This window comes from Vibrio lamellibrachiae, from assembly GCF_050337265.1.
GTDB lineage: Bacteria > Pseudomonadota > Gammaproteobacteria > Enterobacterales > Vibrionaceae > Vibrio > Vibrio kyushuensis.
In genome coordinates, this window is record NZ_JAKJSU010000004.1 from 739587 (window position 1) to 763633 (window position 24047).

A 24047-nucleotide genomic window follows, 5' to 3' on the forward strand; every position below is an offset into this window, starting at 1 on the left:
TTTTAAAACAAATGCCTACTCAAGTTGACTTAATCTGCGCCAGCCGCTTGGTTATCTGTATTACTGTAAATCAGTAATGGTTCAGATTCGCCATTAATAACGGTTTCGTCGATAACAACTTTACTAACATCACTTACCGATGGTAGTTCATACATTGTCTCTAGAAGAACACCTTCTAAAATAGAACGTAGACCACGAGCGCCCGTCTTACGATTCATCGCTTTTTTAGCAATAGCTCGCAGTGCATCTTCTCTAAATTCTAACTCTACGTTTTCTAAATCAAACAATGCACTGTACTGCTTAGTTAATGCATTTTTCGGTTCACATAGAATTTGAATCAGTGCTTCTTCGTCTAATTCAGTCAATGTTGTGGTAACAGGAAGTCGACCAATGAATTCTGGAATCAAACCATACTTCACGAGATCTTCAGGTTCAACTTTCTTGAATAGCTCACCAACGGTTCGTGTTTCGTCTTTCGAACGAACGTCTGCACCAAAACCAATACCACTACCGGTGTCAACTCGCTGCTCAATCACTTTATCTAGGCCAGAAAATGCGCCGCCACAGATAAATAGGATTTTTGAAGTATCAACTTGTAGGAATTCTTGTTGTGGGTGCTTACGACCACCTTGAGGCGGTACTGAAGCTACTGTACCTTCAACCAACTTAAGTAATGCTTGCTGTACACCTTCACCTGATACATCTCGTGTAATCGATGGGTTTTCAGCTTTACGAGAAATTTTATCAATTTCATCGATGTAAACAATTCCACGCTCTGCTTTTGCAACATCGTAGTCACATTTTTGCAGAAGCTTTTGGATGATGTTTTCTACATCTTCGCCCACATAACCAGCTTCGGTTAGGGTTGTCGCATCAGCCATTGTAAACGGCACATCTAAGAAACGAGCTAAAGTTTCTGCTAATAGTGTTTTACCACTGCCCGTTGGGCCGATAAGTAGAATATTACTCTTACCTAGTTCAACACCTTCACTCGTTGTATCGCCGTTGCGTAAACGCTTGTAGTGGTTATATACCGCTACTGCTAGCACTTTTTTCGCGTAATCTTGGCCAATTACATAGTCATCAAGGTGTTCACGAATCTCTTTTGGCGTCGGTAACGCTTCAGATTGCTTCTTAGGAAGAACGTCCTTGATCTCTTCACGAATAATGTCATTACATAAATCGACACATTCATCACAGATGTAAACGGAAGGGCCTGCGATTAGCTTGCGAACTTCGTGCTGGCTTTTGCCACAGAAAGAACAGTAAAGCAGTTTACTGCTACCACTCTCTTTGCTTTTGTCTGTCATTCGCTAACCTCTTAGCCTTTACTCTTTATGTTTGAGTGTATATCAAATCTATTCGAAATGCGTGAAACAATTTGTATTAAATCACTCAGCATTTCGAGTTAATACTGAATCAACTAAGCCGTATTCTACTGCTTGATCTGCTGACATGAAGTTATCACGATCAGTGTCACCTTCAACCACTTCTAGCGGTTGGCCAGTATGGTCTGCAAGTAGTTTATTCAGTTTTTGCTTAATTGTTAGAATTTCTTGCGCGTGAATTTGAATATCAGAAGCCTGGCCTTGGAAGCCGCCTAATGGCTGATGAATCATAACGCGAGAGTTTGGTAATACGTGACGCTTGCCTGGTGCACCACCAGCAAGTAGGAATGCGCCCATAGAACATGCCTGCCCCATACATACGGTACTCACGTTTGGCTTGATGTACTGCATCGTGTCGTAAATAGACATACCTGCTGTAACACTGCCGCCTGGCGAGTTGATGTATAGGAAAATATCTTTATCTGGATTTTCTGATTCAAGGAACAGAAGTTGAGCAACCACAAGGTTTGCCATTTGATCTTCAACTTGACCAGTCAAAAAGATAATACGTTCTTTTAATAAGCGAGAATATATATCGTAAGAGCGCTCGCCACGGGAAGTTTGTTCAACAACCATTGGTACTAAAGCGTTTAGAATCGGTGACATTGCATTTTGTTCTTGTAAGCTCATATTATTATGTCCCTAAAATAAATGGTCCGAATGACAAGTATCATACGGACCATTGTTAGCAGAATAGTTCACGTAAAGTCAACCACCTACGCTACATTATGCTTACTGAGCTGGTTGCTGCTGGTTCATTAGCTCGTTAAAGCCAACTTCTTTTTCAGTAACCTGAGCTTTAGAGATGATTGCGTCGATCGCTTGCTCTTCTAGAGCTACGTTACGCATGTTGTTCATCATTTGCTCGTTCTGCTCATAGTAAGAAACTACTTCAGATGGATCTTCGTAAGCAGTTGCCATCTCTTGGATGATTGCTTTAACTTTCTCATCGTCAGCTTTTAGCTCTTCAGTCTTGATTACTTCACCAAGAAGAAGACCAACAACTACGCGACGCTTAGCTTGTTCTTCGAACAATTCACGTGGAAGCTGTTCAGCTGCTTCAGGGTTACCACCAAAGCGTTGAGCAGCTTGTTGACGTAGAGTAACGATCTCTTGGTCAATAAGTGCAACTGGTACGTCGATGTCGTTTTGCTCAACAAGGCCGTCAATTGCTTGCTCTTTGATGCGGTTTTTAACAGCTTGCTTAAGCTCACGTTCCATATTCTTGCGAACTTCAGTCTTAAGAGCGTCAACGCCACCTTCAGCTACGCCGAACTTAGAAACGAACTCGTCGTTGATTTCTGGTAGTTCACGTGCTTCAACTTTGTTTACTTTGATAGCAAACTTAGCCGCTTTACCTTTTAGGTTTTCTGCGTGGTAATCTTCTGGGAAGTTTACGTCGATTTCAAATTCCATACCTGCTGTTTTACCAGTGATACCGTCTTCAAAACCAGGAATCATACGACCTGCGCCCATTTCTAGAGGGAAGTTTTCAGCTTTACCGCCTTCAAACTCTTCACCGTCGATAGAACCAACGAAGTCGATTGTTGCACGAGAACCTTCTTCAGCTGCTGCATCTACTTCAGCCCAAGTTGCTTGTTGCTTACGTAGAGTATCGATCATCTCTTCTACGTCGCTGTCGTTAACTTCAACTGCTGGTTTTTCAACAGTGATGCTATCTAGGCCTTTAAGCTCTACTTCTGGGTAAACTTCAAAAGTTGCAGTGAAAACCAGGTCAGAACCTGCTTTGTTTTCTACTGGAGCAAATGTTGGTGCGCCTGCTGGGTTTGTTTTCTCTTTAACGATAGCTTCGATAAAGTGACGCTGCATCACTTCACCAAGTACATCTTGACGTACTGCTTGACCGTACATTTTCGCTACCATTTTCATAGGCACTTTGCCTTTACGGAAACCATCGAAACGACGATTTTTAGCGATGTTACGTAGTTCAGCTGTAACAGCATCTTCGATGTTCGCAGCAGGAACAGTAATATTTAGACGGCGCTCTAGGCCTTCTAGCGTTTCAACAGTAACTTCCATTATTTTTAAACCTCAAAAATGGCTCAGAAATCTGAGCAGGTGAGCCAACTACATAGATAGTCTATAAGTGGCTGCATCTTTCACGGCAATTAACCGTACTTAATTAAATTGAGCATCAACACTAGAGTTTTCTAGCATTGGACTAATCAGTGATATCTTCTTATTGCCATAACCAACGACTGCAACCATTAAAAACTATCGGCACATTCGAAAACACAAGCGAAGGTATCTCCTATTAGTCTCAGGACAAAATTTTAGACGCAGCATTCTAACGGGCAATAGCCACACTGTCGAGGCGTTCACCATCGTAGGATGATGCATAAGTCTAATTTCTTGACTGACTGCTTTAATTTCCACCATTGGAAATCCATCTCTGAATAAAGTGGGGTCTATGAAGAGGTTTTCAAGAGAGTCTCAATAATTTTTTAGCAAAAAATTCAAAAAGAGATCTTGCTCCGGTTTTATCGCTCATATTCGATATCTTTTTGAGTCAGTCGTTTTATCTGCAATTACTCTATCGATACAGCGGAAAAGGATTAACGCGTTGAGAATTAGGCACATTAACATTAGTTTTATCACTGTTTTTGCTTTATGCGCATCAATAGGTGTAAAACTCGTCTGGGATATACAGCAACAAGATATTTACATTGCGCATCAAGCACAGCTTGACCGCTTTTCTGAGTACATTTCGTCAAAACTCGATAAGTACAATCATATTCCTCAACTACTGTCCAAAGACCAAGAACTGCAAGATGCGCTACTCGCACCTAATAACAGCGCGCAGATAGAAATCACCAACCGTTATTTGGAACAGGTAAATTCTGTCATTCAAGCCGCTGACACTTACCTTCTGGACAACAATGGTACAACCATCGCCTCGAGTAACTGGAATATTTCAAGATCGTTTATCGGCCGCAATTTCGCATGGCGTCCCTATTTTCAAGAAGCGATGGAGGGCGAGACAAGTCAATACTTTGCATTAGGGTCAACGTCTGGTCTAAGAGGTTATTACTACTCATACCCTATTACCGTTGCAGCCGAAGTCATTGGTGTTACGGTAGTAAAGATGGACTTATCGCTTATAGAAGAGAGTTGGAGTGGTAAAGATAATTTCTTTATTGTCACAGACAGCGATAACGTTGTTTTCATGTCAAATCAACCAGAGTGGCTGTTTAAGAGCTTAACTACATTGAGCGATTCACAGCGTAATCGAATTAAAAACAGTCAGCAATATCTCGATACCAACATTCGCTCTTTGGGTTTTAAAAATAGCCTAACTCTTGGGCATGGGAAACTAGTCAGCCCGCATAAAAACGGCTTCCTCGGCAATTATTTGTACTCATCAAGACCTCTTCCTCAGCTGCCACTCACTATCCGAGTCCTAACGCCTCAAACTAATTTATTCTGGAATTCCATTGCGTTCATTCTCATTCTAGGTTTGGTTTTTAGTGTTATCTACCTCGCAATTTTATTGATTCATAATCGGCGTCTTAAACACCGCCAGCTTGAACAGCTTCAAAGCGAAGCGAAGCAGAAGCTTGAATTTCAAGTTATGAATCGAACCGCTGAATTGCACGCCGAAATCGCTGAAAGAGTAAAAACAGAAAAAGTGCTTAGACACACTCAAGAAGAGCTTATTCAAGCCGCTAAGTTAGCTGTTTTAGGGCAAATGTCCGCTAGCATTAGTCACGAACTTAATAATCCACTCGCGGCTATACGAAGCTTTGCTGATAATGGCCGACGCTTTTTAGGCAAACAAAAACTAGAAAGAGTCGATGACAACCTGTCTCGGATATCAGCATTAACAGAGCGAATGGCCAAGATAAGTGACCAGTTACGTTCATTTGCTCGTAAGAGTGATCAAAATGAGCAATCACTGGTGTCAATTCGCCCTGTTATTGAAGCCTCAATTGAGTTGATGGCGCCTCAAATAAAATCAAACTTGATTCACTTTTCAAACGAATCATCGCCTGAGTTACCCAAAGTCGTCATCAACCATATTCAGTTAGAGCAGGTGATCGTCAACTTAATAACCAATGCTATTCAAGCATTAGAAGGTATCGCGAATAAGGCGATTAACATGAGCACTAATGTAAACGAAGAGTGCCTGACGATAAGTATCGATGACAACGGACTGGGCATTAAAGCGCAGCAAGCTCAAAAACTCTTTGAACCGTTTTATACCACTAAGAAGAATGGTCTTGGTCTTGGCCTCTCTATTTCTCACCAAATCATTGAAGCCATGGGAGGTAATCTAAGCTACTGCGAATCGAATCTAGGCGGGGCATGCTTCACAATAACGATTCCTCTTCCCGATATATCCATATAGACAATGTCAAACGTAAGGAACTCATATGAGTGACGTGTATTTTATCGATGACGAACTCGATATTCGTATCGCCATAGAGCAAAGTTTTGAGCTAGAAGAGATCGATGCTCGATTTTTCGCATCAGCTGAAGATGCTTTGCTCGCCATAAAATCAGACGGCGCGCCAAAAGTCATCATTAGCGATATTTGCTTGCCGGGTATCTCTGGTGAAAATCTACTGTCGACGATTCTAAAACAGCATTCTGATGTTCCCGTGATCCTCATTACTGGTCATGGTGATATCTCAATGGCCGTGACTGCAATACAAAATGGGGCTTACGACTTTATTGAAAAGCCATTCTCACCAGGGAGACTTATCGAGACAGTAAACAGAGCCATTGATAAACGTAATCTCACATTAGAAAACGAAGACTTAAAACGAACACTTAAAGCAAGCCAAACTCTTGGTCCAAGGGTCATTGGCGACACGCCTGCAATAAAAAGGCTCAGAGAAACCATAAGTCACGTAGCTAACACTCAAGCCGATATTTTGCTCTTTGGTGAAACAGGGACAGGTAAAGAATTGATAGCCCGCTCTTTACATGAGCAAAGCGATCGAAGGGAAGAGAACTTTGTTGCAATAAATTGCGGTGCTGTTCCGGAAAACCTCATTGAAAGTGAATTGTATGGGCATGAGAAAGGCGCTTTTACCGGTGCCGATAGTCATCGAGTGGGCAAGTTAGAACACGCTCAAAATGGCACTCTTTTTCTTGATGAGATTGAATCAATGCCGATGCAAGCTCAAATAAAGCTTCTGAGAGTATTACAAGAGAGGCAATTCGAACGAGTAGGTTCTAATAAGCTTCATGCATTGAATATTCGTGTTATTGCGGCAACTAAAATCGATCTGAAACAAGCGGCAAGGAAAGGTTCGTTTCGCGAAGATCTCTATTACCGATTGAATGTCGTTACACTCGATTTACCCCCTCTGAGAGAGCGCAAGGAAGATATTCCAACCCTATTCCACCACTTTCTTTTAGTTGCCGCTTCTCGCTATGGTAAAGCTGCAACATCTCTGCCTAACGTTGAGTTAGCAAAAATCCTTAGTCATGATTGGCCGGGGAATGTTAGAGAGCTAAGAAATGCCGCTGAGCGATTTGTTTTATTAGGACAACTTGGGCAACTTGGTGAAGAGGTCGTTAAAATCAGTCAAATATCTTCTCTTACACAACAAGTGAATGAGTTTGAGAAGGGGGTTATAGAGCAAACCTTAATGCAAACAAATGGCAGTATCAAAGAGACGATGGCACTACTGGCGCTACCAAGAAAGACACTCTATGACAAAATGCAGCGTTATCAGCTTGTTAAGGAAGAGTACAAAGACAACTAAATTGAAAAAATATATAATTCAAGGAAAAGCACCGTCAACTGACCGTGCTTTTCAATTATAATAATCGACCTAATAAAGGCTAATGGTGCAACAAAGCATCAAGCTGACCAACAACCTCAGCCCAATCTGCGTCTTCCTCAACAGCAACTTTCAAAAAATCAGCTTGGGACTTAGACCAGAACGTCGCTTCGTGTATAACTTGCCCCGCAGTCATTCCATTGTGAGCCGCAATAAATGATTCAATCTCATCACTTGAACTTCCAAGCCCCAATTGCTCAAATAAGTCCGAGATTGAATGCTGATGCATTTCCATATTCCCACCTCTTGGTGATTATGTACTTCTACAGGTAACTATAGGACACCATAAAACCAACATCTTCCTAATCACTCATAAAAAAGACACGTTACGGCAAAGCACTGCGTTGCCAGCTAGTTAAAAAATGGTACAAACCTTGAGGTGAAATGTAAGAACTCATCAATACAAGGAATAATCGATATTCCAAATGACTTATTGGGGCTATAAAAATAACTGGTATATTCATGCTCTGAAATACCTTACCCCCATAACAGCAGTTATTAAACATAGAGTATCGAAATGAAAATCACACAAATAACAGCCATATTAGGCTCAGCGATTCTACTATCAGCATGCGCCTCAATGGATCAAAATGTTTACCTAACACCAGAGGGAAATCAGGTTACTTACAGCCAGTTCTCTCCTGATGACAAACTTGATTGTGAGATGGTCCACGAGACTCAATACTTTAAAACGCCTAAACCGAGAGCTGGCCTGTTTGAAGACCAATCTCAGCTAGAGTATGACCAATATGTGGTTAATGCAGAAAAATTTTCGAACACTTCAAGCAAGTACGATGCTAATTACATCGAAGTAACCACCATTGAGAAGTTCTCTCCTTCTATGAACATCTCAACAGTTGATACCTATGGGCTAATTACAAAAGGCACCACGACAACATTCTCAATTGACTGGACACCGCAATTTGTTAAAGCGAACTATTACAGCTGTAACAATATTTAAGAATGGCTATCTAGGTGCATAAAGATATAAATAATAAACTTCTGTGCACCTAGACCCCTCCTTCTACTTGGTAATGATCTCTGGCCCCATGAGGGTAGTTGGTAACCATGTCGATACCCACGGCACATACGTTACGATGATCAAGAACAAGAACATGACGCCTACCCACGGTAGTGCGGCTTTCACCACATTCATCATCGACATTTTTGCAACCCCTGCGGTCACAAATAGGTTTAATCCCACCGGCGGCGTGATCATCCCTATCTCCATATTCACCACCATCATGATGCCCAAGTGAATTGGATCAATACCCAATGCAATAGCAATTGGAAAAACGAGCGGCGCGACGATAATCAGTAGCCCAGATGGCTCCATGAATTGCCCACCAATCAACAATAGGACGTTCACAACAATCAAGAAGGCAATCGGTCCAAGCCCAGCAGATAACATTGATTCTGTGATCATCTGTGGTATACGTTCTTCAGTTAATACATGCTTCAATATCAGTGCATTCGCTATGATAAACAGCAACATGATGGTCAACTTACCCGCTTCAAACAGGGTATGCTTCGTGTCTTTATGGACAAACGTTTCAAACACTTTGACTAGCGCTGGCTTGGTGTTGTTCTTGTCCGCAAACGGACCCATATCTTTATAGATGAAGTTCGCAATGAAGAACGCATACACAGCGGCAACCGCAGCAGCTTCAGTCGGTGTAAAAATACCTCCGTAGATACCACCAAGAATAATGACAATCAGTAGCAAACCCCAACTTGCATCTTTTGCAGCGCTGAAGGTTTCACCCCACCCTACAAATGGCTGAGCCGGTATTTTCTTAATCCGAGCAGTAATGTAGATGGCAATCATCAACATAACACCAGCCAATAGACCTGGGATGACACCACCAAGGAACATTCGACCAACAGAGACATCGGTCGCCGCGGCATATACCACCATAACAATCGATGGTGGAATCAAAATCCCAAGCGTTCCCGCATTACAAATAACACCTGCAGCAAACTCTTTGGTATAGCCATTTTTAACCATACCAGCTATCACGATACTACCAATAGCCACAACCGTTGCTGGGGAAGACCCCGATAGCGCGGCAAACATCATACATGCAACAACCGAAGCCATAGCAAGTCCGCCACGGAACCAGCCGACCATTGCGATAGCAAATCGTATAATTCGCTTCGCCACACCACCTGTAGACATAAAGCTCGACGCAAGTATGAAGAATGGGATAGCAAGTAATGTGTAATGTCCAGCAAACGCATTAAACAGTGTTTGAGCGACGGATGCGAGTGATGCATCTGAGTGCATTAACAAAAATAGGACGCTCGATAGACCTAAAGAAATCGCGATGGGTACTCCGACCAACATGAACGCAATTACCATTAAAAATAGAAATAACATGGCCATTTTCTAATCTTCCTTGCCGTTTGATTTCACATCTGAATCCGAATTTTCACGCGAAGTTGACCCTAATGGTGACATTGCGTCCTCATCGCTACCCGCCAACACATCTGCTTTCAATGCTTCGAGCTCTTCTTCAGCTTCGTGCCCTGCGATCATACGATCTAGCTTGCCGGTTAGGACTTGATAAGCGATCTGCGTGAATCTGAACGTCAGCAGTGCCATACCGATAGGGAGAGCCATGTAAGGAATGAAACGGGGTAACTTTTCGTATCGCTCCCCTTCATTTAACCAATCAGATAAAAACTGCAGAATCTCCGGCATGGGAATATCGTCAGTTTCATACCAAGCTCTTTCACTAATGAAGGGATACCAGTAATTCCAAGAGCCAATGAGTAATAGAACCGAGAAAGTAAGGCAACAGCCAACTGCGAATAACGCATAGGCCTTTCTTAACTTATCAGGTGCCATATTGATGATGACATCCACCCCAATATGAAAATGTTTTTTAACACCATAGGATGCGCCGACTAAAACCATCCAAGCAAAAAGAAATACCGTAAGCTCTAGAGCCCACAATATATTGCCGTTAAAGACATATCGAAAAACGACATTGGCAAAGGTAATTAGAGTCATCGAACCTAAAAAGAAGGCAATCAAGGACTCTTCAATGATATCGGTCACTTTGCCGATTTTTTCAAATGTTGTCTGTTCCATGAGATAAGGTCTGTTCCATGAGATGAGGACATTCACTTGCCGCTAAATAGCGACATTAAAAAAGCGCCCACAAAAAGTTTGCGGGCGCTTGAGTCTAATTATTAGAAGCTAGAGCCGCTTCAATTAGATCTGAACCAATATCTTTTTCGAACTTATTCCAAACAGGTTTCAAGGCAGTCACCCACTCTTGGCGCTGACTATCCGTCAATGTGCGAACTTCGCCACCCGCTTCGATAATGTTGTTCTTGTTCGCTAGGTTAACTTCAGAAGATTTTGCATTACGCGTCGCCGTCACTTCTTGAATAATCGTACCTAGTTGATCACGAACATCATCAGGTAGTTCTTTCCAGAAATCGTTCGATGTCACTACAAGGTAATCTAAAATACCGTGGTTGGTTTCAGTTACACCATCTTGTACTTCAAAGAACTTTTTACCGTAGATGTTTGACCATGTGTTCTCTTGACCATCAATAACTTTAGTCTGTAGACCGCCATAAACCTCTTTAAACGACATCTTTTGAGGGTTAGCACCTAACTGTTCAAATTGAGCAACTAATACGTCAGAAGCTTGCACACGGAACTTAAGACCTTCCGCATCCTGAGGTGACATCAACGGTTTATTCGCTGACATCTGCTTCATACCATTATGCCAAAACGCTAGACCTTGCAGCCCACGACGTTGCATCGCGTTTTTAAGCTTATCGCCCGACTCAGAGTTCTGAAAACGATCAACCGCTTCTACGTCTTCAAAAAGGAATGGTAAATCAAAGATACGGAACTTTTTAGTGAATTTTTCAAACTTAGACAGTGATGGAGCTGCAAGTTGAACGTCACCATTTAGCATTGCTTCCAGTACTTTATTATCATCATATAAAGTCGAGTTAGGGAAAACCTGCATACAAGCTTTACCATTCATTTCCGTGTTTACACGCTCTTCTAGCAGTGAAGCAGCAATCCCTTTCGGGTGCTTGTCTGTATTGGTTACGTGACTGAACTTAATCACGAGTTCGCCTGGGTCACAATTCGCAGCAGCATTAAAACTTGTCATCGCCAGAACAGATACAGACAGTAGAGTAAGAGGTTTAAACATTATTATTCTCCTTGGTTATAAACAGCGCCGTCTATGGGCTGATAGTTCCTATAGAGCAAGTACCACGCCAAGTGTTGATATTTTGTTACAATTACCGATATGTATAGGTTCAGGAGAAGGGGATGTTAAAAAACGGTGCTAATAGCAAATAAACCAGGAGTCAAATGAGCGGAAAATGACCCATTCAAATTCATGGTATCGGCGAATAATGACACACAACTGATTGGGGCTGTTGACCTTAGGCTATATTGAGATAAACGAGGGCTTTGAATATAAAAGCGGTTTGAAAACAAAAAAGGTGAAAGCTGGGAAGGAGTATCAGCTTTCACCTAGTTTTGATAATTAATAATTTGTTCTACAGTCGTTTTTTTCAAACTAGTTGTCATCTCTTGGCAAACAATGTGTTTTTCTTCAAGTCCAAGCTGTTCCTCAATTATTAAACTTAACCATCAAGTTCAAACTTCATCTTCAAGCCCATAATAATGTCCCAAGATTGGCAATATAACCACCTTCCCTCCTTGTGACTTTTTGTTGTTAAATACAATATCTACGAATAACGAAGCTCCACTCTTAGCCCCGCTAAATTTGAACCGTGTGTTTTTTTACCAGCGCGCTGTTTTACCTATGTACTCTTTTACCTGCGCACTCTTTTTTCATTTGTACTGATGTTTCATTTCTACTGATCTTTCATACGTACTATTTTTCATACGCACTATATAGTAATAGCACTATCTACAGTTTTATCATTAGGATTATTTGGTCATCGATGATGTGAAGAGATTAATGAATGCATGCTCAGTAAGGATACTGAATAAAAAAAGTGCACCTCCATTCAAGTATAAAATGACTTGAACACTCCCCCGAATATTTGGCTATGGCTTATTGAGGAATAAACCATAACCCAAATTGAAGGTGCACTTCAGAAAGGTCGCCAGAAAATCAGCCTGATCAACTGGCAATGAAATGAAGATTATTGGTTAGAATTCAATTCTATTCTCTGTTTGTGCATCAAAGAACACCGCCTTTGACAAATCAAAGTGCAGTGGCGCAGTCTGACCTACCGTCACTTCAAGCTCAGGTGAAAGACGACACGCTATCTCTTGATCATTAACTTTGATCATCGCGATAGTATCGGGCCCTGTCGGCTCAAGTACCTCCAGTTTTAGGTCTAGTTTCGTTGACGCGGTAGTGTCTTCCGCTGGAGAGTCGCTAATATGCTCGGGCCTTAGTCCAATCACAACCTCCTTTCCATCTTGCTCTCGCATCGATTTCGGCAGTTTAATGTGATGTTCTTGGTTATTTGAACCCGTCACGCGAATCACTGGTTTATCATCAGCATCAAGATCAACCACCGTTTTAATGAAGTTCATCGAAGGAGACCCCATAAAGCCAGCCACAAACATATTACTCGGTTTGTTGTAGATCTCTTTTGGTGTGCCTAACTGTTGCAGCTCTCCGTCTTTCATTACGGCTATTCGGTCAGCCAGTGTCATCGCTTCGATTTGATCATGAGTAACGTATACAATGGTTGTATTCAGTTTTTGATGTAATCGTTTGATTTGATGGCGCATTTCAACACGAAGTTTCGCATCTAGGTTTGATAACGGTTCATCAAATAGAAACAGTTTTGGTCGACGCGCGAGTGCTCGCCCCATTGCAACACGCTGACGTTGCCCACCTGAAAGTTGAGAAGGCTTTCGGTCGAGCAAGTCATTAATTTGCAGCATCTCAGCCACTCGATTTACTTCTGCATCGATTTTCACTTGCGGCATTTTTCTAATCTTCAATCCAAATGCAATATTCCCTCTTACCGTCATATTTGGGTACAAAGCGTAAGACTGAAAAACCATGGCGATATCGCGATCTTTTGGCTCTACACTCGCTACATCGGTGCCATCAATCACGATTTCACCCGCATTGATCCCTTCAAGCCCTGCAATGGTATTCATTAATGTTGATTTACCGCAGCCCGAAGGGCCAACCAAAATCAAAAATTCACCTGAATCGATACTAATGTCGATCCCTTTTAAGGTTTCCTGGTCCGCTTTTGGGTAGGTTTTACGGATCTGTTTAAGTTCTAGTGTCGCCATAATAATTATCCTTTTACCGATCCTGCTGTTAGGCCGCGAACAAAGTATTTTCCTGCTAAGACATAAACCACTAAGGTTGGAAGAGCCGCAATAATGGCCGCTGCCATATCAACGTTGTACTCTTTAATACCTGTACTGGTGTTAACCAAATTATTTAATGCAACGGTAATGGGTTGAGTTTCTGAGCCGGAATAAACCACCCCAAATAAGAAATCGTTCCAAATTGCCGTAAACTGCCAGATCACCGTCACCATGATTATTGGCGTAGAAAGAGGTAATAAAATTTTAAAGAAAATGGTAAAGAAACCTGCGCCATCCAGTTTTGCCGCTTTGACTAATTCATCCGGTATACCTAAATAAAAGTTACGGAAAAATAGGGTTGTGAAAGCCATGCCATAAACCACATGAACGAAAACTAGCCCTGTATTGGTATTGGCTAAGCCCAACTTACCAAGTACTGCCGCCATTGGCAGTAACACCACTTGAAAGGGAATAAAGCACCCAAACAGTAACAGGCTAAAAAACAGATTTGATCCTCTGAACTGCCATTTGGTCACAACGTAACCGTTAAAAGCGCCCAGCAATGTTGAAATGGCAACGGCTGGAATAACCATTTGGAAAGAGTTCCAAAAATACCCTTTCACACCTTCACACTTCACCCCAGTACAAGCGCTGTCCCACGCTTTATACCATGCGTCAAATACCCACTCCTTTGGTAAACTCATCAAGTTACCTGCTTTAATATCAGGCAAGGTTTTAAATGATGTAATCACCATGACAAACAGTGGCATTAGGTAAACCAAACAGAAGAAAATCAGTGTCGAATAGATAAACAATCGACCCATATTTAGCTGACTACTCATGATTTTTTCTCCCTAAGTTCGGAGTAGAGATAAGGCACTAAAATCGCAAGTATTCCCGCAAGCATCATCATTGCACTTGCAGCACCTAACCCAATTTGACCACGTGTAAATGAGTGTGCGTACATAAACAGAGCAGGTAAATCAGAAGAGTAACCCGGACCACCAGCTGTCATCGCGGTAACCAAGTCAAAGCTCTTTATCGCAATGTGTGAAGTAATGATAATTGCACTGAAAAATACCGGACGAAGGCAAGGAAGAACAATCTTTAAGTAGATCGCTGGTAGCCCAGCGCCATCAATCTGTGCGGCTTTAATAATAGATGAATCGATGCCACGTAAACCCGCTAAAAACATAGCCATTACAAACCCAGACGATTGCCAAACCGCAGCAATAACTAAGGTGTAGACAGACATTTCCGAATTCACGAGCCAATCAAATTGAAATCCGGTGAATCCCCAATCGTGCATCATTTTTTCGATACCTAGACCTGGGTTCAGAATCCATTTCCACGCCGTACCTGTAACGATGAACGACAGTGCCATCGGATAAAGGTAGATAGTACGAATTGCACCTTCGTTACGAATATTCTGATCCAAAAATATGGCTAGACCGACACCAAGTAAGATCGCAACCAACATAAACAGACCGCCGAAGAGGCCTAAGTTAGTAATGGATGTAATCCAACGGTCGTTCTCTAATAGCTTTTCATATTGTGTCCAACCAACAAAGTTGAAGCTGGGTAAGAATCGAGAATTAGTGAAAGAGAGAGTTGCGGTCCAAAAAATGTAGCCATATATGCACACCACGGTCATGAGCATAGTTGGGGCAAGTACAATCTTTGGTAGCCAGTTTTGTAGCCTATCGGCAAAGCTTTGCTTTACTGCTGGCTTTTTCTTTGACTGAGTCAAAACATGCTCCATAACGTTTCCTTGTTATATAACCGACCAAAGCGAGTTGAGCTCAAATAGGGACAAATAATGCCAACTGAACTTGCTTTGGTGAAAGTATGAATAGGTCACTACAACCTATCCATACTTGGGGGTCTTTACCTATACCTAGTCATCACTGAGGTAAGGAAGATAAACGTTAGATCGCTGCTTTCACTGCTTTAGCCAGTTTGCCAGCTGCTTCTTTAGGATCTGCTTTCGGGTCATTGAAGAAGTTAGTAACAACATCGTAGATTGCACCCTGTGCATAACTCGTCGTCGATAGACCATGCGCCATACTAGGCACTAGGTCGCCTGTATCTGCACTTGCTTTAAATGTAGACATTGAATCTAATGCACATTGGTCAAACTTAGACATATCCATATCTAAACGAACAGGAATCGAGCCTTTATTTAGGTTGAATACTTCTTGGAAGTCTTTGGTTAGAATCGTTTTCGCTAAGTCTTGTTGCGCTTTTTGATTCGCGCTATCACCTAACTCAAAGAATGCGAAGCTATCGATATTGAAGGTAAACTGACCGCTTGTACCTGGTGCTGGTGCACAGATGTAATCTTTACCCGGCACTTTACCTGCCGCTGTAAACTCACCTTTCGCCCAATCACCCATGATTTGCATCGCCGCTTCACCATTGATAACCATTGAGGTCGCTACGTTCCAATCACGGCCCGGCGAGTTTGAATCGATGTAGTCACGGATTTTCTGGAACTTAGTGAACACTTGAGTCATTTTATCACCAGACAGAACATCCATATCTAGCTCAACAAATGCCTTGTTGTAATCTTCGCTACCCAGTACTTCCAAAGCGACCGCTTCAAATACTGTAGCGTCTTGCCAAGGCTGACCACCATGCGCAAGAGGAATATAACCCGCTGCTTTAATTTTCTCAGCGGCAGCAAAGAACTCATCTAAAGTTGTTGGAACTGATACGCCTGATTTTTCTAAAACTTCAGGGTTTGCCCATAGCCAGTTAACACGGTGAACATTCACAGGTACTGCAACGTATTCGCCATCCCATTTCATCACGTTAGTGACAACAGACGGAAGAATGGTGTCCCACTGCTCTTTTTGAGCTGTTTTTTCCAAAGTCGTTAAGAAGCCTAAACCACCCCACTCCTGAATATCATGACCTTTAATTTGTGCTGCCGATGGTGGGTTTCCCGATACTGCACGTGTTTTTAATACAGTCATGGCACTTTCACCGCCGCCACCAGCAACCGCAAAGTCTTTCCAGTTATGGCCTTGCTCTTCAAGCATCTCTTTTAGAACAGCAGCCGATTTTGCTTCTCCGCCCGCAGTCCACCAGTGAAGTACTTCAACTTCACCAGCATGAGTAAATGAGGCAGCAGATAAAAGCGATAAGGTAAGTAGGGTTTTATTAATTTTCATTATTATCTTCCATGTATTGGATTAGACGACGCTCCATGAAGAGCGTTACTTAGCTAAACACCTTGCTTAACTAAACAAACCATCGAGCGTTCATGCTCGAACACCATTGAGTCTATCCAAGTATTTCCATAGTTCTGAAACAAACCGTAACCGCAACGTAACAACTACGTTACATTAAGCTTCAAGGCCTCGCGGTATATAGATTTGAGCCTTTAATCCGCGATTTTCAGTATTGTTAATAATGAGATCTCCACCATGCCCATGCAGTATATTTCGACATATTCCTAGCCCAAGACCATGCCCTTCTGAATCTGTTGCTATACGAAAATAGGGTTCAAATACCGCTTCAAGTTTCGCTTTGGGTATGCCTTGTCCATGATCTGTTACGGTGATTTTAATCCACTCTTGGGTCTGAGTAGTGACAACCTCAGCCCGCTCACCATACTTTACTGCATTATCAATAATATTAGTTATAACCCTCTTGATCGCTAATGGCTTAGCCACTATTGGTACAAGTTCAATTGGGTAAAACTTAACCTTCTCTTCATATTGATTATGCGACTCAATGACAGACTGAATGACTTCTGCGATATCAATTTGAGCGTTATTTTCATGAAGGTCTGTATCTCGAACACACTGTAATGCACCTTTTACCATGATCTCTAATTCATCCAAGTCTTTATTAAACTTACCTCTTTTTACATCACTCTCTAATAGCTCTGCTCGTAAACGTAACCGAGTAATTGGTGTTTTCAAGTCGTGTGAAATCGAAGAAAATAGATGCTCTCGATCTGAAACATAATGCCGAATTCGACTCTGCATGCGGTTAAAAGCACGTGTTGCCGTCACTAATTCACTCGCGCCCTCTTCTCTAAGTGGCGGTTGGTCGATATCCATGCTCATCTCATTCGCAGCTTTCGCGAGGCGCTTTAAAGGTTTCACCTGTCTCTTCACTAACAGATAAGTCAACAAAAGTAACAGCATGGTCGAGAGCACTAAGAAAATGACCTGTTCTCGACCTAAAATAGTGTCATCTAAGGTGACATATGGGGCAGGAAGAAGTGCTGCGATATAAAGCCATTCGTTAGTGGCTAACTCTATCTGAACAACCAAAATCGGTGGGGCAATATTGCCTAACGTTAAGGTATGGTGTGCCCACGACTTAGGAAGATCACTCAAGTAAATATCATTTTTCAAAAGCCTTAAATGCTCAGGCTTAGAAAAATCAACCGAGACCGATGACACCTTATTAAGCTTCTGCTCTAGCACTTCAGTAACCGCATTGACGGAGGTAACTTTCAATCGAGTATCAGGAATTGGCTCAACCAACAGTTTCTCTTTGTTGAACGAAACAAAAAAACGTGTCCCGCCCATATTGCGAATTTGATCAAGGACGATGTGCCGATAATTGACAGGAAGAGACTGGAAAAAGGTCACCGTCGAAGCAAACATAGTAGCCATGCTCGAAGAGGCGGAATGTATCCCCTCTATTTCTTTTTGTTTCGACTCCACATACCAAATTGACGTAGCAATCCCTTGCGCAATAACCACTGCAAGTAGAGTCAGCAATAACGTTCGCGCCACCAAAGAGTTTGGTTTTAAACGTAGCTCTAAGCCCATAATTCACTCTCGTTTTGTTTAGTATTTACTTTGGTGGGATGTTATTACTCGATCTTATGAGTCGTTAGCATTCATGACTAATTAGTTCTAATGACTAATCAGCTCTCATGACTGTTAGTTCTCATAAGTAACGGGCACAGCCAATATGTACCCATTGCCACGCATGGTTTTTATATAGTGTGGAAACTTTGCACTGTCACCTAATCGATTTCTCAAGCGGCTTAATTGAACATCGATTCCCCTCTCAAAAGGCAGTGATTCCCTTCCTTTCGTAGCAATTGAAATCGTATCTCGGTCCAAAACTTCATTCGGTCTACTGAGAAAAAGCATCAATAATGAAAAGTCACTGCCCGATAAGTCGTGAGATTGATTGGTTTCACCGTTTTCAATGCGGTGAGCCAAGGTATCCAATACCCAATCACCAAACACTATCGCTTTAGACACCCCTTCTTGAACAGGTTCGTTAATGTGAACTCTTCTGAGAACCGCCTTAATTCGAGCAATCAACTGCCTTGGATTAAACGGCTTGGCTATGTAGTCATCTGCGCCGATTTCTAATCCAATAATTTGATCTGTTTCATCAGATACCGCTGTCAGCATAATAATCGGAACCGTCGAGGTTTTACGTAGCTGTTGGCACAAACTAAAACCATCATCTCCCGGCAGCATGACATCCAATAAAATCAAATCAGGGAAGCCCTTTTGATCGATATAGGTATGTAAGCTTTCACCATCTTCAACCGTGGAAACACTGAATCCTGACTTATTCAGATACTCATCAAGTAATTCTCGAATCTCCAAATCATCGTCAACCACTAGAATATGTGTTTTGGTCTTCATCTTTGTTACCTAAATTCAACAAATATCTTACATAGTGTATAGATTAGACAAGATGCCACTTATTGATATTTTTATAAAATTTGATTGCGTCACAGACCCCGATCACATCTCGTTAAACCTACACTAGCCTCCAAGCTACTGTTAAATAGGTGAACAGAGTGGCAACTCAAATGAATGAGTCTACACTCTATTAATACTAAGAAATAATAAGGCTAGGCCATGTTTTTCAATCGAAAAATGGATTTTTTGCGCTCTTCTCTGTGCCACAAGTTTATAACCCTGAAATTTGCCCTTTTAGCTCTCATCATGAGCACTATTTCTCTCTCAGTAAATGCCGACTCACCTCGCTATAAAATCGGCATGGCGCTTTGGACAGGCTATCCTGAAAACGTACGAGGATTTAAAGATGGGCTTGCTGAAAAAGGCATAGACATAGATAACCAAGTCGAATTCGTAGAAGGGGTTATTTCTAGTGATAAAGCAATTCAAAAACGAGCTGCCGAAAAGATCAAAGAGAGCAACGTCGATCTGGTTTATTCACTCACAACGCCTGGTACAGTTATCATCAAAGAAACTCTTCCAGAAAGTACACCTATCGTATTTTCCATTGTTACCTATCCCGCTGATTCAGGGTTAATTGAATCGTTTGAATACTCAGCCAACAACTTGGTAGGGACCAGTAACTACGTTCCGCTTCAACATTATGTGGCGTTAATTTCGGAACTCGCACCCAATACCAAATCCGTCGCAATTTTTCATAGAAAAGGTGAACCGAATTCTAATATCCAAACCACTAACCTTATTCGCCTACTCAAGCGAAAAAACATTATGGCTCTGAATATTGAAGCGGTAGACATCAACGACCTCACAGAGCAAGCTAATCAGGTTGCCGGCCAAGTTGACCTTTTTATAACCACGACAGATACCCTACTGCAAAATGGTGGAGAAACAGCACTCATCAAAATTTCACTGGAGAACAAAGTGCCTATTCTCAGTTCAAACAAAGCAGGTATTCTTAGTGGTTCGACTTTTGGCCCTGTAGCCGACCTCTATGTTTTAGGCAAAATGTCCGGGCATAAAGCCGCTGAAATACTACTCAATGGAACAAGACCAAGTCACATCGAATCGGATCTACAAGAACAACCAACGTTTTTAATCAATAGCCAGAGCGCTTCATTATTAGGGCTAGAAATAGATAAAAACAGTTCCGATAAATACCAGTGGTATGAAAACGAGTAACACATGAATTTAATACAAAAGCTCACAATCATTGTTGTTGGCCTGACACTTTGTGTCATGCTGGGGATGGGCTTTACCGCATTTTCAATATCTCAAAATGCAATGGAAAAGAATACATTTAACCAGTTAAATGGAACATTAGAACTCGTCACCAATGTCATTGAAAAGAATAATAAGAACTTACAATCTATCGTAGAAATCACAGCACGTAATAGAAACATTAAAAAAGCGCTCGATTTAGGGATCAACCGAGGCGTTGCTCAAACTCTAAATGATACGGCTAAATCCTATAGCAACATCAACTACCTGTTAGTCGTCGATTATGATGGCTACGTGTTTTCATCTTCTACTTCAACAAGTGCCAAAGAAAAATTTTTTGGCGAAGACTTACTGCTTGAAAATGTCGAACAACATGAAGTTTTTCAAAGCTTGCTGAAAGATCGTTCGTATATAAGTTTGCCTGGCCCTGATCCATTTCTTGGCTCACTTCAACAACAAGATACATCACAATCAACTAAGCCCACTCCGAAAATATCTCAATGGGTCGCTAGCCCAATTAGACAGCATAATGTCTTAGTCGGCTGGGTTATCATCTCTACTAACTGGAACAGCAGCTATCGCGACTTACTCAATAACTCAATCGAGCGGCTTCAAAGTGCTTACTACCCTATTCTCTCTATCTCACTAACAAGTGGAACAATTAACACCCATACGTTAGTCGTAGGAGAAGAGGTTGAAGAGGTTGACATATTTGAAGCAGAAAAGATTCTCACACTGGATGACAGCCCCTACATTCTGAGTATTTCATTTGATAGAAAAGAAGCCTTAAGGGAGATGACAACAATACGTGACGGAATGAGTTATATACTGGTGATAGGTGCTTGCTTCCTAGCATTGACCATGTTTGCCTCTATTCGTTATCTCGTCATCCACCCGATTACCCGTTTGATCTCTCACATAGAAAAGCTAACTCGGGAAGGACTAGGTTACAAAATACCCAATTCAGGTAGTACGGAAATATCCCTAATTGCAAAATCAATCAATGATTTAGCTCAGCAACTTGATAATACCACCACATCAATGTCCCGCCTTGATGAAGAGATAGCTGAAAAAGAAAAAATAATGGCAAAGGAAGTGGAAACGAGTACTCGATTGACATCGATACTCGATACTGCTGCTGACGGCATTATAACCATCGATCGACAAGGACAAATGCTTACATTCAATCAATCGGCTAAAGCCATGTTTGGCTACGAAGAGAGCGACGTGTTAAACCATCCCGTTAATATGCTGATGGATGATGATCATGCAATGAAGCATCAAAGTTATATGAATCACTACATGCATACGGGTGAATCTAAAATTATTGACTATAAAAATAAAAAAGGAATGTCAGGAAGAGAGCTCATTGCAAAAAGAAAAAACGGTGACCTTTTTCCAATAACCTTATCTGTCGCAAGAGTTGAGACTGAGAAAGGCACTATTTTCTCAGGTATTATTAAAGATATCACCGAGTTTAAACGATCTGAAATCGCGTTAATCAAAGCAAAAAATGAAGCTGAACAAGCTGCAAAACTCAAGAGTGAATTCCTAGCTGTGATGAGTCACGAGATCCGAACACCAATGAATGGAGTTATCGGGATGCTGGATTTATTACTTGATAACGATCTCAGTACAACGCAACACCATCAAGCCTATTTGGCTCACACAAGCGCAGTTTCTCTTCTTCACCTCATCAACGATATTCTAGATTTTTCCAAAATCGAAGCGGACAAACTTGAACTTGACGAACACCATTTTGACTTACGACGCCTATTGGGTGATTTTTGCGAATCAATGGCCGCTAACGCAAATAAACCCCGTATTGAAATTATTTTAAACACCATTGAAGTCAATGAAAGTTTAGTCATGGGCGACAGTACAAGAGTTAGGCAGGTATTTGCTAACCTGCTCGGCAACGCCATCAAATTTACAGAAGAAGGAGAGATTGTTGTTGAGGCAAAATTGGTTGAAGAGTCTGACTCAACATGGCGTCTATATGGTTCAATCTCGGATACTGGTATCGGTATTCCTCAAGATCAAATTTCCAGTCTATTTGATAAGTTTAGTCAAGTAGACGCTTCGACGACTCGAAAATACGGCGGCACTGGGCTTGGATTAGCGATTGTGAGCAAATTATGTACTCTGATGGAGGGCAACGTGTGCGCCCACAGTGAAATAGGTAAAGGGAGCAGGTTTGATTTTAACCTTGTTATCGGTAAATCTTCACGCTCAGCTCAGGTGCTACCAAAAGCGGATATAAGCCAGCTATCAATATTAGTCGTGGACGACAACGCCATCAACCGTGAAGTGTTGAAAAAGCAGCTTCAACATTGGGGAGCACATGTTTTAGAAGCAGATGGTTACGATCAAGCACTAGACCGATGCCATGGAGCAAAACGTTCTAATAGGAACATGTTTGACATCGCGTTTCTTGATATGCAAATGCCGGGTAAAGATGGACTCGAGCTTTGTCAGGCTTTAAAAGCACATCCCGATTATCAATCCATCAAGTTGATCATGATGACCTCAATGGATGCTGTTGCCGACCAAAATGAATATAGAGAACGCGGTTTTACCGGCTACTTTACTAAACCCGCGACCACTTCAGATCTGTTCAACGCACTCAATGTCATCGCGACCGATAACTTCGATCGAAATCATGCGCTAGTTACACACAACTACCTCTCTAGTTTAGAGACCGCAGAAGAAGAGAGCCTACCGATTAACCCGAATCTTCAAATACTTATTGTTGAAGACAACCGAGTCAATCAAATCGTCATCAAAGGAATACTTCATCAATTTAACCTCGAAGCGACTATCGCTGAACACGGAAAAGAAGCGATAGAGATTTTATTAGAACGTCCTGATATTGATCTAGTTCTAATGGATTGTCAGATGCCAGAAATGGATGGATACGCGGCAACAAAACACATTCGAGATGGTGACGCTGGTGAGAATCATAAAGATATAGCCATACTTGCGATGACAGCAAATGCCATGGTCAGTGATAAGCAAAAATGTTTAGCGGCTGGTATGGATGATTTTCTAACGAAGCCGGTTAATAAGTTACTCGTTAAACAGAAAATATACGAATGGACTAAGCAGCGCGAACAAGCTCAAACGTCGCAAATGGCATCTATGAGATCTGAAAACTAAAGGGAAATACGTTTATTAATTAGGTTTAGAGAGAAGATACCTATAATGACAATGCATTCATAATAGGCTTCTCCTTATCTGCTTTCTAGACGGTGTTATCTTGCTAACCAATAGCAAAAAGAATAGTGAGTACTGAAAAAAGTGAAAATAAGCAAGTGCGGCTAACGACGCCGAAATTTGAAGGTTGAATCATTTCTTGATGTTGTTCCATATACGCTCCGAGTTTCTGTGACAGTGTCATTACAATATGATGAATTTCCGAAACTTTCTCAACCACATTAAGATTAACTTTTTATTACAGTGCCTAAATTAGTTCTACTATTTATAATCTTCCTCTCACTTCTTCCGCAGGCCGTTACGACCAGCTATCTTAGTAACTTAAAAATTAAATTGAAAACTTGCATGTTATGTCGTTCTTCTTCAAATGCTGCTTGATAGATTTGCCATTGCCTTAAGATTTTTATCTACTCCT

18 protein-coding genes are annotated in these 24047 nt (G+C 41.6%); 5 read left to right on the top strand and 13 right to left on the bottom strand.

Features of this window, described 5'->3' with window-relative positions:
• Nucleotides 1-29: 29 nt before the first annotated feature.
• The 3 genes from clpX to tig form a co-directional block, all read right to left on the bottom strand.
• Nucleotides 30-1310 (bottom strand): ATP-dependent protease ATP-binding subunit ClpX, encoded by a 1281-nt coding sequence (gene clpX, locus L4C54_RS03565; protein WP_428801458.1) that lies wholly within the window; start codon nucleotides 1308-1310, stop codon nucleotides 30-32.
• An 81-nt stretch (nucleotides 1311-1391) separates the two neighbouring features.
• Nucleotides 1392-2018 carry an ATP-dependent Clp endopeptidase proteolytic subunit ClpP gene (gene clpP / locus L4C54_RS03570; protein WP_428801457.1) on the bottom strand — a complete coding sequence of 209 codons (627 nt, stop codon included), beginning with the start codon at nucleotides 2016-2018 and terminating at the stop codon, nucleotides 1392-1394.
• A gap of 102 nt (nucleotides 2019-2120) precedes the next feature.
• Nucleotides 2121-3428, bottom strand: coding sequence for a trigger factor (gene tig, locus L4C54_RS03575; RefSeq protein WP_428801456.1), 1308 nt, complete (start codon nucleotides 3426-3428; stop codon nucleotides 2121-2123).
• A gap of 544 nt (nucleotides 3429-3972) precedes the next feature.
• On the opposite strand from tig, the gene L4C54_RS03580 reads away from it, so the two are divergent.
• On the top strand, nucleotides 3973-5757 hold the full coding sequence (locus tag L4C54_RS03580; protein WP_428807103.1) for a sensor histidine kinase: 1785 nt from the start codon (nucleotides 3973-3975) through the stop codon (nucleotides 5755-5757).
• A gap of 25 nt (nucleotides 5758-5782) precedes the next feature.
• Complete coding sequence (locus L4C54_RS03585) at nucleotides 5783-7126, top strand: sigma-54-dependent transcriptional regulator (protein WP_428807104.1); 1344 nt, start codon at nucleotides 5783-5785, stop codon at nucleotides 7124-7126.
• Between the two features lie 79 nt (nucleotides 7127-7205).
• Here L4C54_RS03585 and L4C54_RS03590 read toward each other — a convergent pair whose 3' ends face one another.
• Nucleotides 7206-7439, bottom strand: a complete 234-nt coding sequence (locus L4C54_RS03590) for a DUF2789 family protein (RefSeq protein ID WP_428801453.1) — start codon at nucleotides 7437-7439, stop codon at nucleotides 7206-7208.
• Between the two features lie 282 nt (nucleotides 7440-7721).
• On the opposite strand from L4C54_RS03590, the gene L4C54_RS03595 reads away from it, so the two are divergent.
• Nucleotides 7722-8165: a hypothetical protein gene (locus tag L4C54_RS03595; protein WP_428801452.1), complete on the top strand. Its 444-nt coding sequence runs from the start codon at nucleotides 7722-7724 to the stop codon at nucleotides 8163-8165.
• A gap of 63 nt (nucleotides 8166-8228) precedes the next feature.
• Here the strand turns inward: L4C54_RS03595 and L4C54_RS03600 are convergent, their stop codons facing one another.
• The 9 genes from L4C54_RS03600 to L4C54_RS03640 form a co-directional block, all read right to left on the bottom strand.
• Nucleotides 8229-9590 (bottom strand): TRAP transporter large permease, encoded by a 1362-nt coding sequence (locus L4C54_RS03600; protein WP_428807105.1) that lies wholly within the window; start codon nucleotides 9588-9590, stop codon nucleotides 8229-8231.
• A 3-nt stretch (nucleotides 9591-9593) separates the two neighbouring features.
• Complete coding sequence (locus L4C54_RS03605) at nucleotides 9594-10301, bottom strand: TRAP transporter small permease (RefSeq protein ID WP_428807106.1); 708 nt, start codon at nucleotides 10299-10301, stop codon at nucleotides 9594-9596.
• Nucleotides 10302-10395: 94 nt separating this feature from the next.
• Entirely contained in the window at nucleotides 10396-11391 is a 996-nt protein-coding gene (locus L4C54_RS03610) for a DctP family TRAP transporter solute-binding subunit (protein ID WP_428807107.1), read from the bottom strand.
• A gap of 977 nt (nucleotides 11392-12368) precedes the next feature.
• On the bottom strand, nucleotides 12369-13481 hold the full coding sequence (locus L4C54_RS03615; protein WP_428807108.1) for an ABC transporter ATP-binding protein: 1113 nt from the start codon (nucleotides 13479-13481) through the stop codon (nucleotides 12369-12371).
• A 5-nt stretch (nucleotides 13482-13486) separates the two neighbouring features.
• Nucleotides 13487-14344, bottom strand: coding sequence for a carbohydrate ABC transporter permease (locus L4C54_RS03620; protein WP_428801447.1), 858 nt, complete (start codon nucleotides 14342-14344; stop codon nucleotides 13487-13489).
• Nucleotides 14341-15264: a carbohydrate ABC transporter permease gene (locus L4C54_RS03625; protein ID WP_428801446.1), complete on the bottom strand. Its 924-nt coding sequence runs from the start codon at nucleotides 15262-15264 to the stop codon at nucleotides 14341-14343. The genes L4C54_RS03620 and L4C54_RS03625 overlap by 4 nt, the downstream gene beginning before the upstream one ends.
• Before the next feature lie 166 nt (nucleotides 15265-15430).
• Nucleotides 15431-16678, bottom strand: coding sequence for an ABC transporter substrate-binding protein (locus L4C54_RS03630; RefSeq protein WP_428807109.1), 1248 nt, complete (start codon nucleotides 16676-16678; stop codon nucleotides 15431-15433).
• Nucleotides 16679-16852: 174 nt separating this feature from the next.
• Nucleotides 16853-18298: an ATP-binding protein gene (locus tag L4C54_RS03635; RefSeq protein WP_428807110.1), complete on the bottom strand. Its 1446-nt coding sequence runs from the start codon at nucleotides 18296-18298 to the stop codon at nucleotides 16853-16855.
• Between the two features lie 114 nt (nucleotides 18299-18412).
• Nucleotides 18413-19138, bottom strand: coding sequence for a response regulator (locus L4C54_RS03640; RefSeq protein ID WP_428807111.1), 726 nt, complete (start codon nucleotides 19136-19138; stop codon nucleotides 18413-18415).
• Nucleotides 19139-19444: 306 nt separating this feature from the next.
• On the opposite strand from L4C54_RS03640, the gene L4C54_RS03645 reads away from it, so the two are divergent.
• Nucleotides 19445-20377 carry an ABC transporter substrate-binding protein gene (locus L4C54_RS03645; protein ID WP_428807112.1) on the top strand — a complete coding sequence of 311 codons (933 nt, stop codon included), beginning with the start codon at nucleotides 19445-19447 and terminating at the stop codon, nucleotides 20375-20377.
• Nucleotides 20378-20380: 3 nt separating this feature from the next.
• Complete coding sequence (locus L4C54_RS03650; protein WP_428807113.1) at nucleotides 20381-23575, top strand: response regulator; 3195 nt, start codon at nucleotides 20381-20383, stop codon at nucleotides 23573-23575.
• The last annotated feature ends 472 nt before the right edge of the window (nucleotides 23576-24047 follow it).

Excerpts from the sequence above, each read along its gene's own strand:
- clpX (WP_428801458.1), bottom strand. The coding sequence starts at position 1,310 with ATGACAGACAAAAGCAAAGAGAGTGGTAGCAGTAAACTGCTTTACTGT.
- clpP (WP_428801457.1), bottom strand. The coding sequence starts at position 2,018 with ATGAGCTTACAAGAACAAAATGCAATGTCACCGATTCTAAACGCTTTA.
- tig (WP_428801456.1), bottom strand. The coding sequence starts at position 3,428 with ATGGAAGTTACTGTTGAAACGCTAGAAGGCCTAGAGCGCCGTCTAAAT.
- L4C54_RS03585 (WP_428807104.1), top strand. The coding sequence starts at position 5,783 with ATGAGTGACGTGTATTTTATCGATGACGAACTCGATATTCGTATCGCC.
- L4C54_RS03590 (WP_428801453.1), bottom strand. The coding sequence starts at position 7,439 with ATGGAAATGCATCAGCATTCAATCTCGGACTTATTTGAGCAATTGGGG.
- L4C54_RS03595 (WP_428801452.1), top strand. The coding sequence starts at position 7,722 with ATGAAAATCACACAAATAACAGCCATATTAGGCTCAGCGATTCTACTA.
- L4C54_RS03600 (WP_428807105.1), bottom strand. The coding sequence starts at position 9,590 with ATGGCCATGTTATTTCTATTTTTAATGGTAATTGCGTTCATGTTGGTC.
- L4C54_RS03605 (WP_428807106.1), bottom strand. The coding sequence starts at position 10,301 with ATGGAACAGACAACATTTGAAAAAATCGGCAAAGTGACCGATATCATT.
- L4C54_RS03610 (WP_428807107.1), bottom strand. The coding sequence starts at position 11,391 with ATGTTTAAACCTCTTACTCTACTGTCTGTATCTGTTCTGGCGATGACA.
- L4C54_RS03615 (WP_428807108.1), bottom strand. The coding sequence starts at position 13,481 with ATGGCGACACTAGAACTTAAACAGATCCGTAAAACCTACCCAAAAGCG.
- L4C54_RS03620 (WP_428801447.1), bottom strand. The coding sequence starts at position 14,344 with ATGAGTAGTCAGCTAAATATGGGTCGATTGTTTATCTATTCGACACTG.
- L4C54_RS03625 (WP_428801446.1), bottom strand. The coding sequence starts at position 15,264 with ATGGAGCATGTTTTGACTCAGTCAAAGAAAAAGCCAGCAGTAAAGCAA.
- L4C54_RS03630 (WP_428807109.1), bottom strand. The coding sequence starts at position 16,678 with ATGAAAATTAATAAAACCCTACTTACCTTATCGCTTTTATCTGCTGCC.
- L4C54_RS03635 (WP_428807110.1), bottom strand. The coding sequence starts at position 18,298 with ATGGGCTTAGAGCTACGTTTAAAACCAAACTCTTTGGTGGCGCGAACG.
- L4C54_RS03640 (WP_428807111.1), bottom strand. The coding sequence starts at position 19,138 with ATGAAGACCAAAACACATATTCTAGTGGTTGACGATGATTTGGAGATT.
- L4C54_RS03645 (WP_428807112.1), top strand. The coding sequence starts at position 19,445 with ATGAGCACTATTTCTCTCTCAGTAAATGCCGACTCACCTCGCTATAAA.
- L4C54_RS03650 (WP_428807113.1), top strand. The coding sequence starts at position 20,381 with ATGAATTTAATACAAAAGCTCACAATCATTGTTGTTGGCCTGACACTT.